The 18,069-nt window shown below is 51.2% G+C and carries 16 protein-coding genes; 11 read left to right on the top strand and 5 right to left on the bottom strand.

The genetic code is table 11. The features are described from left to right. Window position 1: 1 nt before the first annotated feature. Window positions 2-346: a gamma-glutamylcyclotransferase family protein gene (locus HV311_RS22475; RefSeq protein ID WP_016151451.1), complete on the top strand. Its 345-nt coding sequence runs from the start codon at window positions 2-4 to the stop codon at window positions 344-346. A gap of 42 nt (window positions 347-388) precedes the next feature. On the opposite strand, the gene HV311_RS22470 is transcribed toward HV311_RS22475, so the two are convergent. From HV311_RS22470 to ppa, 3 genes are all read right to left on the bottom strand, one after another. Continuing rightward, entirely contained in the window at window positions 389-2,398 is a 2,010-nt protein-coding gene (locus tag HV311_RS22470) for a TonB-dependent receptor domain-containing protein (protein WP_016155530.1), read from the bottom strand. An 83-nt stretch (window positions 2,399-2,481) separates the two neighbouring features. Then, window positions 2,482-3,552, bottom strand: a complete 1,071-nt coding sequence (gene yncE, locus HV311_RS22465) for a 7-bladed beta-propeller protein YncE (RefSeq protein ID WP_191220492.1) — start codon at window positions 3,550-3,552, stop codon at window positions 2,482-2,484. Between the two features lie 199 nt (window positions 3,553-3,751). Then, entirely contained in the window at window positions 3,752-4,279 is a 528-nt protein-coding gene (gene ppa, locus HV311_RS22460) for an inorganic diphosphatase (RefSeq protein ID WP_003025726.1), read from the bottom strand. Between the two features lie 309 nt (window positions 4,280-4,588). On the opposite strand from ppa, the gene ytfQ reads away from it, so the two are divergent. The 5 genes from ytfQ to HV311_RS22435 all read left to right on the top strand — a co-directional run bounded on the left by ytfQ (window position 4,589) and on the right by HV311_RS22435 (window position 10,373). Next, window positions 4,589-5,545, top strand: coding sequence for a galactofuranose ABC transporter substrate-binding protein YtfQ (gene ytfQ / locus HV311_RS22455; protein ID WP_016151454.1), 957 nt, complete (start codon window positions 4,589-4,591; stop codon window positions 5,543-5,545). Between the two features lie 85 nt (window positions 5,546-5,630). Continuing rightward, entirely contained in the window at window positions 5,631-7,133 is a 1,503-nt protein-coding gene (gene ytfR, locus HV311_RS22450) for a galactofuranose ABC transporter, ATP-binding protein YtfR (RefSeq protein WP_046275826.1), read from the top strand. A gap of 13 nt (window positions 7,134-7,146) precedes the next feature. Further along, window positions 7,147-8,169, top strand: coding sequence for a galactofuranose ABC transporter, ATP-binding protein YtfT (gene ytfT, locus HV311_RS22445; RefSeq protein ID WP_016155534.1), 1,023 nt, complete (start codon window positions 7,147-7,149; stop codon window positions 8,167-8,169). Beyond that, the gene (gene yjfF, locus HV311_RS22440; protein WP_016151457.1) at window positions 8,156-9,157 is read left to right on the top strand and encodes a galactofuranose ABC transporter, permease protein YjfF; all 1,002 of its coding nucleotides are present in this window, start codon (window positions 8,156-8,158) and stop codon (window positions 9,155-9,157) included. Before ytfT ends, yjfF begins: the two co-directional genes overlap by 14 nt. A gap of 103 nt (window positions 9,158-9,260) precedes the next feature. After that, the gene (locus HV311_RS22435) at window positions 9,261-10,373 is read left to right on the top strand and encodes a methyl-accepting chemotaxis protein (protein WP_191220491.1); all 1,113 of its coding nucleotides are present in this window, start codon (window positions 9,261-9,263) and stop codon (window positions 10,371-10,373) included. A gap of 52 nt (window positions 10,374-10,425) precedes the next feature. On the opposite strand, the gene fbp is transcribed toward HV311_RS22435, so the two are convergent. Beyond that, window positions 10,426-11,424 (bottom strand): class 1 fructose-bisphosphatase, encoded by a 999-nt coding sequence (gene fbp / locus HV311_RS22430; protein ID WP_016151459.1) that lies wholly within the window; start codon window positions 11,422-11,424, stop codon window positions 10,426-10,428. Window positions 11,425-11,599: 175 nt separating this feature from the next. Between fbp and mpl the strand changes: the two genes are divergently transcribed. The 5 genes from mpl (at window position 11,600) to HV311_RS22405 (ending at window position 17,366) form a co-directional block, all read left to right on the top strand. Beyond that, window positions 11,600-12,976, top strand: coding sequence for a UDP-N-acetylmuramate:L-alanyl-gamma-D-glutamyl-meso-diaminopimelate ligase (gene mpl, locus HV311_RS22425; RefSeq protein ID WP_191220490.1), 1,377 nt, complete (start codon window positions 11,600-11,602; stop codon window positions 12,974-12,976). Between the two features lie 286 nt (window positions 12,977-13,262). Next, window positions 13,263-14,015 carry a MurR/RpiR family transcriptional regulator gene (locus HV311_RS22420; protein ID WP_046275824.1) on the top strand — a complete coding sequence of 251 codons (753 nt, stop codon included), beginning with the start codon at window positions 13,263-13,265 and terminating at the stop codon, window positions 14,013-14,015. Continuing rightward, on the top strand, window positions 14,015-15,337 hold the full coding sequence (locus HV311_RS22415) for a 6-phospho-beta-glucosidase (RefSeq protein ID WP_181598636.1): 1,323 nt from the start codon (window positions 14,015-14,017) through the stop codon (window positions 15,335-15,337). The genes HV311_RS22420 and HV311_RS22415 overlap by 1 nt, the downstream gene beginning before the upstream one ends. A 16-nt stretch (window positions 15,338-15,353) precedes the next feature. Further along, complete coding sequence (locus tag HV311_RS22410; protein ID WP_191220489.1) at window positions 15,354-16,043, top strand: 6-phosphogluconolactonase; 690 nt, start codon at window positions 15,354-15,356, stop codon at window positions 16,041-16,043. Between the two features lie 6 nt (window positions 16,044-16,049). Further along, window positions 16,050-17,366 carry a PTS sugar transporter subunit IIC gene (locus HV311_RS22405; protein WP_191220488.1) on the top strand — a complete coding sequence of 439 codons (1,317 nt, stop codon included), beginning with the start codon at window positions 16,050-16,052 and terminating at the stop codon, window positions 17,364-17,366. A gap of 63 nt (window positions 17,367-17,429) precedes the next feature. On the opposite strand, the gene yjgA is transcribed toward HV311_RS22405, so the two are convergent. Beyond that, entirely contained in the window at window positions 17,430-17,981 is a 552-nt protein-coding gene (gene yjgA / locus HV311_RS22400) for a ribosome biogenesis factor YjgA (RefSeq protein ID WP_016151465.1), read from the bottom strand. Window positions 17,982-18,069 lie beyond the last annotated feature (88 nt).

Genomic DNA, 18,069 nt, shown 5'->3' with positions numbered 1-18,069 from the left:
AATGCGAATATTTGTCTACGGCAGTTTACGAACCAAACAAGGCAACAGCCACTGGATGACCAATGCCCTGTTGCTGGGAAATTTCAGTATCGACAACTACCAGTTGTATAGCCTGGGCCACTATCCAGGCGCCGTTCCAGGAGAGGGAACAGTACACGGGGAAGTTTATCGTATTGATAACGCCACGCTGGCAGAGCTTGACGCTCTGCGTACCCGTGGCGGTGAATACGCACGCCAGTTAATTCAAACGCCGTACGGAAGTGCATGGATGTACGTGTACCAACGTCCGGTTGATGGCTTAACGCTGATTGAAAGCGGTAACTGGTTAGACCGAGACCAGTACTGATATGAACACGCCACCCTCGGGTGGCGTTGTTTTATTCTGGATTTAAAACTCCACGCGCGCGCCGAGGTTATAGCGGCGTCCTTCCACCTGTGCGGATTCGTTCCACGCGGTTGTCAGTTTCGGATCCTCATCCAGCACGTTGTAGACCCCAGCCATCAGTTGCGTGTGCTTATTGAGCTGATAACGTACGCCTACGTCCACCATCGTGTAGTCATCGTATTTATAGTTATTGCCGCTGTTGCGGTTACTGCTGCGATAATTCACCGTACTCCATACGTCCAGGCTTTGCGTTGCCGCCCAGTTCAGCGACAGATTCGCCATATGGCGCGGATAATCGTTTAGCGCGTAGCCTTTGTTAACGCCGCTTTTTTGTTCGCTGTGGTTCCAGGTGTAGTTAGCGTTGGCTTTTACATCGGCGGTAATCTGCCAGTCGGCATTCAGTTCTATACCGTATACATCCGCCTCGCTGACGTTGAAGTATTTACTGACGGAATCCGCGTTGTAGCCGTTGACGGAGCACTGGTTCGTCGACGTGGTTTCACAAATAGTTTGTTCAGCAATTTTGTCTTTGAACTGCGTATAGAAGACGGTGCTGTCGAGCGATAGCGCATCTCCCGTCCAGTAGAGGCCCAGTTCAGAGTTAACGCTTTGTTCAGGTTTCAGGTCGTCGTTACCAACGGTGAGGAAGGGATAAGGTACGGTTGAGCCGTAAGGGGTTACGAAGTTGCTGGACGTCGCGCGCAGCTCCGGTTTTTTATAGCCTGCGGAAACGCCGCCTTTCAGCGCCCAGTCATTGCTAAAGGCCCAGTTACCGTACATTTTCGGCGTAATATGTGTGCCAAAATTGTCATCCTGGTCCATCCTCGCTGACGTGGTCAGGATGAAATCGCCAATGCTCCAACCGTCTTCAGCAAACAATGCCCAACCATTACGGCTGATTTTGGTCACCGGGTCAGATCCGGGCAGCGTTTTGTTGGCCACATCAAAGCGGTCATTCAGCTCTTCGCGCGTGAAATTCGCCCCAACGGTCAGTTTATGGGTGTCGAGCGTGAAAGTGGTTTGCGAATTGGCGACGTAGTTCTCCATCTGCACATACTGCGGGGACTGTCCGTCATAAACGTACTTCGAACGGCCTTTTTCATAGTTTATGTAGTTGGTCGTCGCGATGGTGTCGTCTGCATACCAGCCGGTATGCGTCAGGGTGGCGGCGTTACGATCGAACAGCCATGACCACGGCGCACCGCGTTTCTGGGTACGGTTTTTTTCCTGCTCACCGGTGACCACGTTGAGATCGAACAGGTTATTCTCGCTGGCGGCCAGGCCCAATGTCATATCAACGGATTTACGATTGTGTTTGCCAAAATAGTTATTGCGATCGTCATCGCGACGGTCAAGCCAGTCGGCCGCCACGCTAAGGCCGAGAACATCGGGCACAATCGGCCCCATGGTAAACAAATTCATCTGGCTGGTATTACCTAAATACTGGTGCTCCTGCAGCCAGGTATTGGCAGCAATTGCCGTGGTCCACTCTTTTGCGCCGTACGGTTTTTTGGTAATGACGTTAACCACACCGCCGATGGCGTCTGAACCGTACAGCGAGGACATCGGCCCACGGATAACTTCAATACGCTCAATGGCCTCCATTGGCGGTAAGAAGTTGGCTTCAGTACCAATATCATGTCCGTAAGGGCGAGATTCACCGGTATTTTGTTTGACGCTGTTGACCATAAAAGCGGTATAGGACGGGTCCATGCCGCGGATCATAATGCTGCCGGCGTTCATACCGCTGCTGTTGGTGACCGAGACGCCGGGAAGGTTTTTAATGGCTTCACCGATGCTACGGTCCGGCTGAATATCCAGCGTGTTACGATCGATAACTGAAATAGTGGCCGGCGCTTCGCGTTTTTGCTGCGAGAATCCGGATGCGGTGATCACCATTTCATCTTCGCTAGTGCGTGAGGTCTCGGTGAGTTCTTCTGCCTGGGTGGGGAAAATAACACCGCCTGAGAATGCAACGATCCCTGTCAGCGTAATAAGTTGACGCGTTTTCATAATATAGACACCTGAAAAGTAAAAAATAAAAACATCACCTTGCAGCTCAAAAAAGCTGCAAGGTGCAGATAGTTTTTTAATTATTAATATTTAGAGAGATCGATTTTCAGCACGTAGTCGGGCTTCACACCTGTCATTTTTTCCGACTGTTTGACGCTGACGTACAGGGTGTTAGCATCTGCCGAGAGCGCCAGGCTGTTAGGTAATGCATTGGTTTCAATGCGTTGTTTTACCTGGTAGGTCTTGCTGTTCACAATGCTAATGCGTTTAGCATTACGGTGGGTGATATAAACTTCCTGGCGTTTTTCGTTATATATCACTGCCAGCGAGTTAATAACCTTAATTGGTGCAATAACCTTACCGGTATTAAGATCAACAACCAGTACGTCCGCTAAATCCGGATCGGTCAGGAATGCGCGGTTATTTTTTGCATCCAGGGCAATATTCAGGAAAAAATGTTTTTTATCTGGCTCAATGGTAAAGCGATTAATAATTTGATGGTTGGTGGTATCCAGCGTAATAAGCTCGTTTCGGCCATTCACAACATACAGGCGGTTCTTATTTGTATCCACGGCCATGCCGGTCGGGTACTGGCCCATGTTCTCGAGGGTGGCGATTTTCTCGCGCTTTTGTGTGTCCACCACCCAGACTATGCCTTTTTCAGCCACGCCGGAAACGTACAGACGGTGGTGCTGTTTATCGAGCACCATTTCACGCGTATGAACAATATCTTTCGGGTTTTTGGCTTCGCTCAGTTGCAGTATCGCCAGCTCTTTACCGCTGCGGGTATCGACTAGCGTTACTGAACCTTCCAGCGTGTTGCCGACATACAGCACCTGGTTTTCTTCATCCAGCGCGGTGGCAAAGGCACGACGGCTGGTGTCGATGACTTCAGTCGTCGTGAGTTTCTCCAGATCGAGTTTGTAGATAAGCCCGCTGGTTTTATCTTTATCAAACGACGGCGACGAGGCGACAAAAAGTGCATTCTGCTGGCTATCAACCGCCAGCTCATACACGCCGTTACCGACATCGCGGGTCAGAAAATCTTTCTCAGGTAGCGTCTGCGCCACGCTGGACAGGCTGGTAAATAACAGCGCTGTGGCGAGTGCCACGCAGGAATAGCGTTTCAGGGACTTCACATTGTGGAGGTTCATTGACTTTTATTCACATTTATTTACATGCTGAGAATGATAATGAGATCTAGTCTCATTCGCAATTAAGATAAATGAAATGTGACTACCCATTCTGGTAGGTCAAAAAGAAAACAGCGAAGGGGAGAGGTGGTAGAACGTAGAAATTTAAAAACCCTTACTAACCAGAGACTGGCGTTCAGGGTTTTAAGCAAACGCGAACTTACTTCTTCGCGCGCTCGAAAGAAGCAACGATTTCAGCTTTAGCGGCTTCAGCGTTGTCCCAACCGTCAACTTTCACCCATTTGCCCGCTTCGAGATCTTTGTAGTGTTCGAAGAAGTGGGTGATCTGCGCTTTCAGCAGTTCCGGCAGGTCGGTCACATCTTTGATGTGATCGTATTCTTTGCTCAGCTTAGTGTGCGGAACCGCAACCAGTTTCGCATCTTCACCGGATTCGTCAGTCATTTTCAGTACGCCAACCGGACGGCAGCGGATCACTGAACCTGGCTCCAGCGGGTACGGAGTCGGGACAAGAACGTCTACCGGGTCACCGTCCAGAGACAGGGTGTGGTTGATGTAACCGTAGTTGCACGGATAGAACATCGCGGTGGACATGAAGCGGTCAACGAACAGGGCGCCGCTCTCTTTGTCAACTTCGTATTTGATCGGATCTGCGTTGGCAGGGATCTCGATAACAACGTAGATATCTTCCGGCAGGTCTTTACCGGCAGGGACGTTGAGTAAGCTCATGTCTGTTTCCTTTAAATAAGCTATGGCAAACAAGTGGCGGGTATTATAGCCAACTCGCGCTGAATGTCTCCGCTTGTTTTCGCTTTCTCTGCGCTCATTTTCTTCTTTTTACCCCTCTCTCGTGACAGAAAAATCCATATCTTCAGCCGCATTTTTCATAGCGAGATGAAAGCGATTACAAAGTTGTGATTAACGTTTTATTTACTTTTTTGAAGTGTGATGTAACGCAATTCGTTACATGCTCAATTGTCTATAGTTTTTTCGCGACGGTTTATTAACCAACAATAATCACCCTACGAGGACGCACTTATGTGGAAGCGCTTACTTTTAGTCACAGCAGTTTCGGCAGCCATGTCGTCTATGGCAATGGCAGCCCCTTTAACCGTAGGATTTTCGCAAGTTGGCTCTGAATCCGGCTGGCGCGCCGCAGAAACCAACGTTGCGAAAAGCGAGGCTGAAAAGCGTGGTATTACGCTGAAAATCGCTGACGGCCAGCAAAAGCAGGAAAACCAGATTAAAGCAGTTCGCTCATTTGTTGCGCAGGGCGTTGACGCCATCTTTATTGCACCGGTCGTGGCAACGGGTTGGGAACCGGTTTTAAAAGAGGCTAAAGATGCCGACATTCCGGTCTTTTTGCTCGATCGTTCCATCGATGTAAAAGACAAATCTCTCTATATGACCACGGTCACCGCCGACAACGTGCTGGAAGGTAAATTGATCGGCGACTGGTTGATTAAACAGGTGAACGGCAAGCCGTGTAACGTCGTTGAGCTGCAAGGGACCGTCGGGGCCAGCGTGGCCATCGATCGTAAAAAAGGGTTTGCTGAAGCCATCGCCAACGCGCCAAACATTAAGATTATCCGCTCACAGTCCGGCGACTTCACCCGCAGTAAAGGGAAAGAAGTGATGGAGAGCTTTATCAAAGCGGAAAACAATGGCAAGAACATCTGCATGGTTTACGCCCATAACGATGACATGGTGATCGGGGCGATCCAGGCGATTAAAGAAGCGGGCCTGAAACCCGGCAAAGATATTCTGACCGGTTCCATCGACGGCGTACCGGATATCTACAAAGCAATGATTGACGGTGAAGCCAATGCCAGCGTCGAACTGACGCCGAATATGGCAGGCCCGGCATTCGACGCGCTGGAGAAATTCAAAAAAGACGGCACGATGCCTGAGAAGCTGACCATTACCAAGTCGATCCTCTATCTGCCGGATACGGCGAAAGAAGAGTTAGAGAAGAAGAAAAACATGGGCTACTAGTTTTGCTGCCGGTCTTCCGTAGGCCTGATGGCGTTGCGCTTATCAGGCCTACGAAAAGGCCGTGATTTCGTACCGGAGGAATGCCATGACCACCGACCCCCATCAGGAAATCCTCCGCACCGAAGGATTAAGCAAATTCTTTCCCGGCGTCAAAGCGCTGGATAACGTGGATTTCAGCTTGCGTCGCGGTGAGATTATGGCGCTGCTGGGAGAAAACGGAGCCGGTAAATCGACGCTAATCAAAGCGCTGACCGGCGTTTACCATGCAGATCGCGGCACGATCTGGCTCGAAGGCCAGCCTATCTCCCCCAAAAATACCGCCCATGCCCAGCAGTTGGGGATCGGTACCGTGTATCAGGAAGTGAATCTGCTGCCCAATATGTCGGTAGCGGATAACTTGTTTATTGGCCGTGAACCGCGGCGTTTTGGCCTGCTGCTGCGCAAGCAGATGGAAAAACGCGCGACGGAGTTAATGGCGTCATACGGTTTTTCCCTCGACGTGCGCGAGCCGCTGAACCGCTTTTCCGTGGCGATGCAGCAGATCGTCGCCATCTGTCGGGCGATCGATCTCTCCGCGAAAGTGCTGATCCTCGATGAGCCCACCGCCAGTCTTGATACCCAGGAAGTAGAAATGCTGTTCGGCCTGATGCGGCATCTGCGCGATCGGGGCGTCAGTCTGATCTTCGTTACCCATTTCCTCGATCAGGTCTATCAGGTCAGCGATCGCATTACCGTTCTGCGTAACGGCGGCTTCGTTGGCTGCCGTGAAACCCGCGAACTGCCACAGATCGAACTGGTCAAAATGATGCTGGGTCGCGAACTGGATACCCATGCGCTACAGCGTGCGGGCCGTACGTTGCTGAGTGATAAACCAGTGGCGGCCTTTAGCGACTTTGGCAAGAAAGGCACCATCGCGCCGTTTGATCTACAGGTGCGTCCTGGTGAGATCGTCGGTCTCGCTGGACTGCTGGGATCCGGGCGAACGGAAACGGCGGAGGTGATCTTCGGTATTAAACCCGCCGACAGCGGCAGTGCGCTGATCAAAGGCAAAGCGCAGACCTTGCGATCGCCGCATCAGGCTTCGTGTCTGGGGATCGGCTTCTGTCCAGAAGATCGCAAAACGGATGGTATTATCGCCGCCGCTTCGGTGCGGGAAAACATCATTCTGGCATTACAGGCGCAGCGTGGCTGGCTGCGGCCTATTCCGCGGAAAGAACAAAATGAGATTGCCGAGCGTTTTATCCGCCAGCTCGGAATTCGCACCCCCAACGCTGAACAGCCGATCGAATTCCTCTCCGGCGGCAATCAGCAAAAAGTATTGCTCTCGCGCTGGTTACTGACCAAACCGCAGTTCCTGATCCTCGATGAACCTACGCGTGGGATCGACGTCGGCGCGCATGCCGAGATCATCCGCCTGATCGAAACGCTGTGCGCGGATGGTCTGGCGCTGCTGGTGATTTCATCCGAACTGGAAGAGTTAGTGGGCTATGCCGATCGGGTCATTATTATGCGCGATCGCAAACAGGTGGCCGAGATCCCGCTGGCTGAACTGTCCGTGCCGGCGATCATGAACGCCATTGCGGCCTAAGGAGACTATGGTGATGCCTCAATCTCTCCCTCAATCCACTCCGCCGCAACGGCGATTCCGCTGGCCAAAGGGCATGCCACAACTGGTGGCGCTACTGCTGGTGCTGCTGGTGGATAGCCTGGTCGCGCCGCACTTTTATCAGGTGATTTTGCAAGATGGTCGGCTGTTCGGTAGCCCGATTGATATTCTCAACCGTGCCGCCCCCGTGGCGCTGTTAGCGATTGGCATGACGCTGGTAATTGCCACCGGCGGCATCGACCTTTCCGTAGGCGCCGTCATGGCTATTGCCGGTGCCACCACCGCGGCGATGACGGTGGCCGGGCACAGTTTGCCGGTGGTGCTGCTTGCCGCCTTAGGCTCCGGCATTCTGGCAGGGTTATGGAACGGGATTCTGGTGGCAATCCTCAAAATCCAACCGTTCGTTGCCACGCTAATCCTGATGGTGGCCGGACGCGGAGTGGCGCAGCTTATCACCTCCGGGCAGATCGTCACCTTCAATTCGCCCGAACTGTCGTGGTTTGGCAGCGGCTCGCTCTTACTGTTCCCCACGCCAGTGATCATTGCACTGTTAACGCTGGTGGTGTTCTGGCTACTGACGCGTAAAACGGCGCTGGGGATGTTTATTGAAGCGGTAGGCATCAACATTCGTGCGGCAAAAAACGCCGGGGTGAACACGCGCATTATCGTGATGCTCACCTATGTGCTGAGCGGTCTGTGTGCGGCTATCGCCGGCATTATCGTCACGGCGGATATCCGCGGGGCAGATGCCAATAACGCCGGATTGTGGCTGGAACTGGATGCCATCCTGGCGGTAGTTATCGGCGGCGGCTCGCTGATGGGCGGGCGCTTTAATCTGCTGCTGTCGGTGGTCGGGGCATTGATTATTCAGGGCATGAACACCGGGATTTTACTGTCGGGCTTCCCGCCGGAACTAAATCAAGTGGTCAAAGCCGTGGTGGTGTTGTGTGTGCTGGTCGTGCAATCACAACGCTTTATCAGCCTGATAAAAGGAGTGCGTGGTCATGATAAAACGTAATTTACCGCTGATGATCACCCTCGGCGTGTTTGTGCTGGGTTACCTCTACTGCCTGACACAGTTTCCGGCTTTTGCTTCAACCAGAGTTATCTGCAATATCCTGACCGATAACGCTTTTCTGGGCATCATCGCCGTGGGCATGACCTTCGTGATTCTCTCTGGCGGGATCGACCTGTCCGTTGGCTCGGTGATCGCGTTTACCGGCGTATTTCTGGCGAAGGCCATTGGCTACTGGGGTATATCTCCGCTGTTGGCGTTTCCCCTGATTCTGCTGATGGGCTGCGCGTTTGGCGCGTTTATGGGGTTACTGATTGATGCGCTGAAGATCCCGGCATTCATTATTACCCTGGCGGGAATGTTCTTCCTGCGCGGCGTCAGCTATCTGGTGTCTGAAGAGTCGATCCCAATTAACCATCCGGTTTATGACATGCTCTCAAGCCTGGCATGGAAAATTCCCGGCGGCGGTCGCCTGAGTGCAATGGGATTGCTGATGCTGGCGGTAGTCGTCATTGGCATATTCCTGGCGCACCGTACGCGCTTTGGTAATCAGGTTTACGCGATTGGCGGCAACGCCACCTCTGCCAACCTGATGGGGATCTCAACCCGCAGCACGACCATCCGTATCTATATGCTGTCGACCGGGCTTGCGACGCTTGCTGGCATTGTCTTTTCAATTTACACCCAGGCGGGTTATGCGCTGGCGGGCGTCGGCGTTGAGCTGGATGCGATTGCCTCAGTCGTGATTGGCGGAACCCTGTTGAGCGGTGGGGTCGGTACGGTGTTAGGAACGTTGTTTGGTGTCGCCATTCAGGGGTTGATCCAGACCTACATTAATTTTGACGGCACATTAAGTTCCTGGTGGACGAAGATCGCGATTGGCATTTTATTGTTTATTTTTATTGCCTTACAGCGCGGTCTGACGGTACTTTGGGAAAATCGTCAAAGCTCGCCAGTAACCAGAGTGGGGACGGCGGCAACACCAAAGTAACATCCTGATTTTTCAATAAACATTTAAATACCTAAACTTTTTCCGGTTGTAGTCGATAGGTTCTGTACAGGTCTGTTTTAACCCTACAACCGGAAATATAACGATGCCAAAATCCCTTTCAATTCGATCAAGTTTGTTGGTGTTATTGTCTCTGCTGACGTTCCTTCTGTTGCTGACCGGCGGTATGGGGCTGTATGCCTCTACCCGTATCATTACTTCTTTGATTTACCACGGTATTATGAGTGCCTCGATGTTGGCTGCCCTCGCATTGCTGGCGATGATTTGGTTCATGCTGCGAAATAAGTTTCTCAAGCCGCTGGATAATATGGTTGAGCAACTGGAACGCCTGGCGACGGGGGATTTGTCGCCGGTTACCTCGCTGTCGGCCAGCGCCGAATTCAACCGTCTGAACGCGGCAATGGATGAAATGCGCCATGCGCTGGGCGACTCGGTACAGCGTGTCCGTGATGCCAGTTTACAAATTGATATTGGTAGCCGTGAGCTGACGGCCGGGAACCAGCATCTGGCGCAACGTACTGAATCGACAGCCACTTCGCTGGAGCAGACCGCCGCCAGTATGGAAGAACTCACGGCGACCGTGAAACAGAATGCGCAGAACGCGGAACAGGCACACCAGTTGGCAAAATCGGTGTCGGATACCGCCGATCGCGGCAGTGAGATGGTGTGCTATGTGATTGAGAAAATGCGCGATATTTCCGGCAGTTCCAGCCGAATCGCCGACATCCTCAGCGTAATCGACGGTATTGCTTTCCAGACCAATATCCTGGCGCTCAATGCTTCTGTTGAAGCGGCGCGTGCCGGTGAGCAAGGGCGGGGCTTTGCGGTCGTTGCAGGTGAAGTGCGTAATCTGGCCAGCCGCAGCGCCGAGGCGGCAAAAGAGATCCGCACGTTAATCAGCGATTCACACACCCACGTGGGAGAAGGCAGCGAGCTGGCGCAGCAGGCGGGCGAAACCATGGATGAGATTGCCAATGAAGTGATGCGCATGACCAAACTGATGCGTGAAATTGCCAGCGCGTCGCAGGAACAGAGTCGCGGCATTGAGCAGGTGAATATCGCGGTGATTCAGATGGATGAAACGGCGCAGCAAAATGCGGCGCTGGTACAGCAATCTTCAGCGGCTACCCGCTCGCTGGAAGAGCAGTCACATGCGCTGCTCGAAGCAATGGCGGCGTTTAAAGTACAAACGGCGTAGGGGATAAATTTGCCGGATGATGGCGTTAACACGTCTCATCCGGCAAAGCGTATTACGCGTCCGGGAATTCGCGGATAAAGCGTTCTACATCTTCAACCATATGGTCGTTACCTACGAAGAAGGAGCGACGCTGGTGCAGGCTTTCCGGGGTGATATCCAGAATGCGATCTTTACCATCGCTCGCTTTGCCGCCCGCCTGCTCGGCCAGGAAGGCCATCGGATTGCATTCGTACAGCAGACGCAGCTTCCCTTGCGGGTGGCTGGCGGTGCTTGGGTACAGGTAGATCCCGCCTTTGAGCAGATTACGATGGAAATCCGCAACCAGAGAGCCAATGTAGCGCGAGGTGTACGGGCGCTGAGTTGACTTATCTTCTTCCTGGCAGAATTTAATGTACTTCTTCACGCCGTTCGGGAATTTAATGTAGTTGCCTTCGTTAATGGAGTACGTGCTGCCTTTCGCCGGGAAGCGCATACGTTCCTGGCTGAGGCAGAATACGCCCAGAGATGGATCGTAGGTGAAGGCGTGTACGCCACAGCCGGTGGTATACACCAGCATGGTGGAAGAACCATAAACAACGTAGCCCGCAGCAACCTGCTTGTTGCCTGGTTGCAGGAAATCCTCTTCCGTGACCGGCGTGCCGACTGGGGTTACGCGGCGATAAATAGAGAAAATAGTACCGACAGAGACGTTAACATCGATGTTGGATGAGCCATCCAGAGGATCCATCAGCACAACATATTTTGCGTGTTCACAGCCTTCAAAGACGACGATTTCATCTTCTTCTTCCGAGGCAATGCCCGCCACAATGTCGCGCGCCTTCAGTGCAGCTTTCAGTTTTTCGTTCGCGAACAGATCGAGTTTTTGCTGAACCTCTCCCTGCACGTTCTCAGCACCGCTGGCACCCAGGATATCGACCAGACCGGCCTTGTTGATATCGCGGTGGATGATCTTGGCGCCCAGCTTTATTGCCGACAACAAAGCAGTGAGTTCACCGGTAGCATGAGAAAACTCGTGCTGCTTTTCGACAATAAATTCACCTAACGTTTTCATAACACTTTCCCTGCAATTTATGTGGAGTAAAGCGACCGCAACAATATTAACAAATATTTCCATTGCCGCGCTTAGGTGAATCGCGCCAGCAAACTACGGAATATCCTGAAATGCGTTTCTCACTTGCCGGACATGTGCGTAAAATGGCCCCCAGATTAAAAAAGGATAGTGACGTATGCGCATTCATATTTTGGGAATTTGTGGCACTTTTATGGGCGGTCTGGCGATGCTGGCGCGCTCACTCGGTCATGAAGTAACCGGTTCGGACGCCAATGTGTATCCGCCGATGAGTACCTTACTTGAGAAGCAAGGCATTGATCTGATTCAGGGTTACGATGCCAGCCAGCTCGATCCGCAGCCGGACCTGGTGATCATTGGCAATGCCATGACCCGGGGTAATCCGTGTGTGGAAGCGGTGCTGGAAAAGAACATTCCGTACATGTCCGGCCCGCAGTGGCTGCATGACTTTGTACTGCGCGATCGTTGGGTACTGGCGGTTGCGGGGACGCACGGCAAAACCACCACCGCCGGAATGGCGACCTGGATCCTCGAAGCCTGCGGCTATAAGCCTGGCTTTGTGATCGGCGGAGTACCGGGTAACTTTGAGGTTTCCGCGCGCCTGGGTGAGAGCGACTTCTTCGTTATTGAAGCGGATGAGTACGATTGCGCCTTCTTCGATAAGCGTTCTAAATTCGTACATTACTGCCCGCGTACGCTGATCCTCAACAACCTTGAGTTCGATCACGCTGATATCTTTGACGATCTGAAAGCGATCCAGAAACAGTTCCACCACCTGGTGCGTATCGTGCCGGGCCAGGGACGCATTATCTATCCGGAAAACGACATCAATCTGAAACAGACGATGGCGATGGGCTGCTGGAGCGAACAAGAGCTGGTTGGTGAACAAGGTCACTGGCAGGCGAAAAAGCTGACCACTGATGCATCCGAATGGGAAGTGTGGCTGGACGGTGAAAATGTTGGCGTGGTGAAGTGGGGCCTGGTAGGTGAGCACAACATGCACAACGGTCTGATGGCGATTGCTGCCGCGCGCCATGTTGGCGTCGTGCCTGCGGATGCAGCCAATGCGCTGGGCTCGTTCATCAACGCTCGTCGTCGTCTTGAGCTGCGCGGCGAAGCCAATGGCGTGACGGTGTATGACGATTTCGCCCATCACCCAACGGCCATTCTGGCAACGCTTGCGGCGCTGCGCGGTAAAGTGGGTGGCACGGCGCGCATCATCGCGGTGCTGGAACCACGCTCGAACACCATGAAAATGGGCCTGTGCAAAGATGACCTGGCGCCGTCGTTAGGGCGTGCGGACGAAGTGTTCCTGCTGCAACCCCCGCATATTCCGTGGCAGGTAGCAGAAGTCGCTGAAGCCTGCGTTCAGCCTGCGCACTGGAGCGGCGATGTGGATGCGCTGGCAGATATGGTGGTGAAAACTGCACAGCCTGGCGATCACATCCTGGTGATGAGTAACGGCGGGTTTGGTGGCATCCATCAAAAACTGCTGGATGGCCTGGCGAAGAAAGCCCAGACAGAAGAAGAGTAAAAAATGCCCGGTGGCGCTATGCTTACCGGGCCTACGATCCGTTGTGGGCCGGATAAGGTGTTTACACCGTTATCCGGCACTTTCTCAGGAGCACGATCTCCGTTGCCATCCGGCCTTCTGGTTACGCCATACTTCTCAACGGAATGGGAAGCCTCCATATGGAAATTTATAACTCAGATCGCAGAAATTAATTTCTAAATCATAAAATCTATTTCCGCTTTTCCCTTGCTAATATCCCCTCGAGAGCCAATGTGGCGTAAGTGCCACATAATAAAAGGTGCGCTCCATGCGAAAAAATTTAACCAATAATGAACTGCGAGTTTATAAATTCTGTCAGGAGAACCCTGCTGATGTTTATAAAATGAAAATTCATGAACTGGCAGATCGCGTTTATACTACCGCGCCATCTATTTCTAAGCTGGTAAAGAAATTAGGCTTTAATAATTTCCAGGAGTTTAAGGTCAACATTCGGGACGTATTCTCCAGATCGCAAAACTCGCAGCACCATAACGCGTTTGTTAGCGAATATATACAAGAAATGCAGGATGCTTTAGCCAGAGTGTCTGAGAATAAAGTCAAAGTCTTTTGTGATTTTTTGTCCGACTGCAATACGATTATCACCTGGGGATACGGTACATCAGATAGCGTGGCGAACTATGTTAGCTATAATCTGATGGTGCTGGGCTTTAATATCCTCAATGAAACAGACTACACCAACTGTAATGTCCGCAGCCGCTTTCTGACCGCTAACGATTGTATGCTGATTGTTTCCAACAGCGGTGAGTCAGAAATGCTGGAAGAGATAATTTTTAATGCCAGAAAAAACGGCATCAAGGTGGCCGCGATTACCAGCCGGGAAAACTCTACGCTGGCGCTTAAGGCCGATGCAGTCTTGATCTACAAAAACGCCATTATTAAAGATACTGCTTTCGAAAATATAAGCTATCCGATACAGATAGCCATCGTAGATATTATGCTTTTCCATTTATCCAATGTCAGAAAAGTGTCGTTGAAATTTAATTCAAAAGTAGAAGACTAATGAAAAAACTAAAACTCGTGGTGATTGGTGCGGGTAGCAGCTATACGCCAGAACTGATTGAGGGGGTAATTAAAAACTACCACCAGCTTCCCATCTCTCACATCGCTTTTGTCGACGTTGAAATGGGTAAAGAGAAAATGAACATCATTTTCGATCTCACCAAAAGAATGCTTGCCAAAGCAAATTTACCAATTGATGTCATCCAAACTTTTGACCGCAAAACAGCGCTGCTGGGTGCCGACTTCGTGGTGACTCAACTGCGCGTCGGTGGTATCGATGCCCGAATCGTTGATGAAAAACTGCCGAAGTCATACGGTTTTATTGGCCAGGAAACCAATGGCGCGGGCGGGATGTTCAAAGCTCTGCGCACCATTCCGGTCATCATTGAAATAGCGAATGAAATGAAGGCGATTTGTCCAAACGCCTGGCTGATTAACTTCACCAATCCAGCTTCCATGGTGACAGAAGCGGTACTCAAATACAGCCACAACAATCGGGTCATCGGCCTGTGCAATGGTCCTGTCAATATGACCCATCAGGTGGCCGGGCTGCTGAATGCCAACGTAGAGGATTTATACGTCGAGTTCAAAGGCTCCAACCATATGAACTTTATTACCAAAATTTTGCATAACGGCGTCGACCGTACCCGTGAAACCATCGAGATAATCAACGCCGCTGACGTCGATGCATTGAGCTTTAAAAACATCAGCAATGAGCAGTTTAATAAAGAGCTGCTGGCCGCCACCAATCTGATCCCCTCTTCCTATTTAAAATACTACCTCAAGACGACTGAAATGCTGGCCGAGCAGGAAGCAGCCGAGCAATCACGGGGTGAGATCGTCAAAAATATCGAAGCCGAACTGTTTAAAAAATACAGCGACGTTACGCTTCAGGATAAGCCTAAAGAGCTGGAAGCCCGCGGCGGTGCGCTTTATTCCACCGCCGCGCTGAACGTTATTCGCGCTATTTACCTCGACGATAAGAGCATTCAAACCGTCAACGTTCGTAACGGCGGTGCTATCACTAATTTACCGGAAGAGGCGGTAGTTGAAGTGAACTGTGTGATTACCCGTAATGGTCCGATTCCAATTTGTACTGGTGAGATCCCATCTCCTGCGAAAGGGATTGTTTCCATGATGAAAGACTATGAAGCGCAGATCGTTAAAGCCGCCGCCACCGGCGATTATCAAGCGCTTATTTCTGGCTTTATTTTCAACCCATTATGCTCAAGCGACACTTCGGGCGTGGCGTTAGTCAAAGAGATGCTGCTGGCCAATAAAAAGTATCTTCCTTTATTCGCCAAAAAGATTGAATCACTTTAATAGCGAGAAGAAACGGATGAAATGTACAACGTTTGATACCAATGCCGCGCTGGCTGAACAGGTCGTTAGTGAGCTATCCGCGCTCAAACCACATTCTCGCGTGCTGATCCCCTCCGGTAGCACGCCTCACTGGATTTACGAAGCACTGGCAGCGACACCGTTTGCCGAACGCCTTACCTTCTTTGCGCTGGATGAGTGGGTCAACGTGCCCAGCGAATCAGATGGTAGCTGCCTGAACATGATTAATCAGGACTTTGTGCACAAATGTGCCTATCCGGTGCGGTTAGTCCATTTCAATCCGTTTGCCTCTACGGCACAAAATATTGCCCATTACCAAACCGTGCTCAACGGTGAAGAGTTTGACTATGTAATTCTGGGCGTGGGAATGAACGGCCATATCGGCTTAAACGAGCCGGGCGTGCCGTTTGATGAGGATTATCTACAAACTCAACTGGATGACGTAACAATTAACGTCGCCAGCCATAAATACTTCTCCGGAGATGTCACCCTCACCGAGGGTATTACCGTCGGGCTGAATAAAATCATCAAGGCTGGAAAAGTGATTGTCATCATCAACCACGATGCGAAAAAAGATATTTATCAGGAGATTGTTAACGGCGATGCGCACCACACTCAGGTTCCTGCCATCTATATCAAGCAGTTCCCGCAGGTTAATTATTACGTGACAAAAAACCTTATAGGGTAAGCGGGCATGAGCATAACCTCTCTACTCGAACAAAAGATGTTGCCACTGGCCGAGAAAATCTCGTCAAACATCTACCTGACCGCACTAAAAAATGCGTTTATTGCCCTGATTCCCTTTTTGATTGTCGGTTCATTTTTCGTATTGTTAACCAACTTTCCTGTTAACGGCTATCACGAGTTTATGATTTCGCTGTTAGGGGACGGCGTGCTGGATAAGCTCAATTACGGGATTAACGCCAGCTACGGATTAATGACGCTGCTGGTGATTATCACCTTCTCAAAGGAGTTAGTTGAAAAGCTTAATCTCAGCCAAAGTTCCGCTATTTTACCGGTGGCGCTCTTCTTCTTAATGTCGCCTGGTCATATTACGACAGGATCGGGAGAAATCGTCGCCGATGCTTACGCGTTGCTCGACTTTAGCTCTGAATCGATGTTCTTAGGGATTATCGTTACTGTGGTCACCATCGAGGTGGTTCAGTTTCTGGAAAACAGGGCTTTCACCATCAAGATGCCTGCGAGTGTCCCGCCAGAGATTGCCAGGTCGTTTAAATCGCTGGTACCTATCTTCTTAGTGCTACTGTTCTGGATTATCGTCAAGGTGCTGTTTGAGAACACGCCTTTTGGTACGCCGGGGAAATTTATCAGCGTCATGCTGCAACAGCCGTTGCTGTATCTGGGGAATTCCCTCTTATCGCAACTGATTGCTGAGATGATGATCAGTTTCTTCTGGTTCTTTGGGATCCATGGCGACTCTATCATGACATCCGTAATGGGGCCTATCTGGCAAACGCTCAGTGCGCAGAACCTGGCGCAAACTCAGGCCGGGCTGGTAGCGACCAACATCATTACTCAGCAGTTCAGGGATGTCTATTTGATTGCCGGCGGTACGGGTTTTACCGGGGCACTGTTGATTAGCATCTTTATGGTTGCCAAAAGTACGCGATTAAAGCAGCTCTCACGGCTGGCGGCACCGGCGGCAATTTTTAACATTAATGAGCCGGTTATTTTTGGTTTGCCAATCGTGCTTAATCCGCTGATGCTTATCCCGTTTATCATTACCCCAATGGTGCTGTGTACGGTTACTTATGTGGTTATCGCATTCGGCTGGGTTCCCCCCACCTCTGGTATCTCCATTCCCTGGACAACGCCGATCTTTATTTCTGGTTTCCTCACCACCGGGATTTCAGGCATTGTTTTACAGGCCGTGAATCTGGTTATCGCCACCGCGATTTATACACCGTTCGTGAAGATTTTAGATAAGCAGTATCTGCATGAAGAGAGTCAGTCAGAGAACGCTATGGGCGAAATGCAGCCCCAGCAGTAAGAGCACAGAATCCAGGCCGGATGAAGTATTTACATCATCCGGCACTTTCTGCAGACGAAGAGGTTAGATTTCGTTTTCCGCCAGTTCACGCAGATACTGGAAAATCTGACGTGCTGATTTCGGCGGCTTGTTGCCTTCTTGCTCTTTCTTCGCATTGCGAACCAGAGAACGAAGCTGCTGGCGATCGGCGTTTGGCCACAGGTTCAGCACTTCCGCTACCGCATCATCACCTTCGGCGATCAGGCGATCGCGCAGTTGCTCAAGCTTATGAAACAGTACAACCTGTTGGTTGTGACGGTTTTTCAGCTTGTCCAGCGCCTGACGGATAGGATCAACATCGCGCTGGCGCAACATTTTGCCAATCAGCTGCAGCTGGCGGCGGCGACCTTCCATCTTAATACGCTGGGCCAACTCAATCGCGGCACGTAAATCCGCGTCGAGCGGGATTTTATCCAGCGCGTTTTTCCCCAGTTTTACCAGTTCCACACCCAGGTGTTTTAACTCCTCGGCGTCACGTTTTATTTCACTTTTACTAACCCAGATAATTTCATCGTCTTCGTCTTCGATGTCATCACCGGGAACGTCGTCGAGCCAGTCTTCGGGCTGCTTAGTCATGTCAGGCTCCTTAAAAAAAGAGGCTAATGTTACCAGTTAAGATGCGCACTGAAAAACGGTTCTCTGTTAGACTTCAGAGAAACTCTCT

The organism is Citrobacter sp. RHBSTW-00881, assembly GCF_013728515.1.
In the GTDB taxonomy this organism is placed as follows: Bacteria; Pseudomonadota; Gammaproteobacteria; order Enterobacterales; family Enterobacteriaceae; genus Citrobacter; species Citrobacter braakii.
This window is presented reverse-complemented; position numbering and strand designations above follow the sequence as displayed.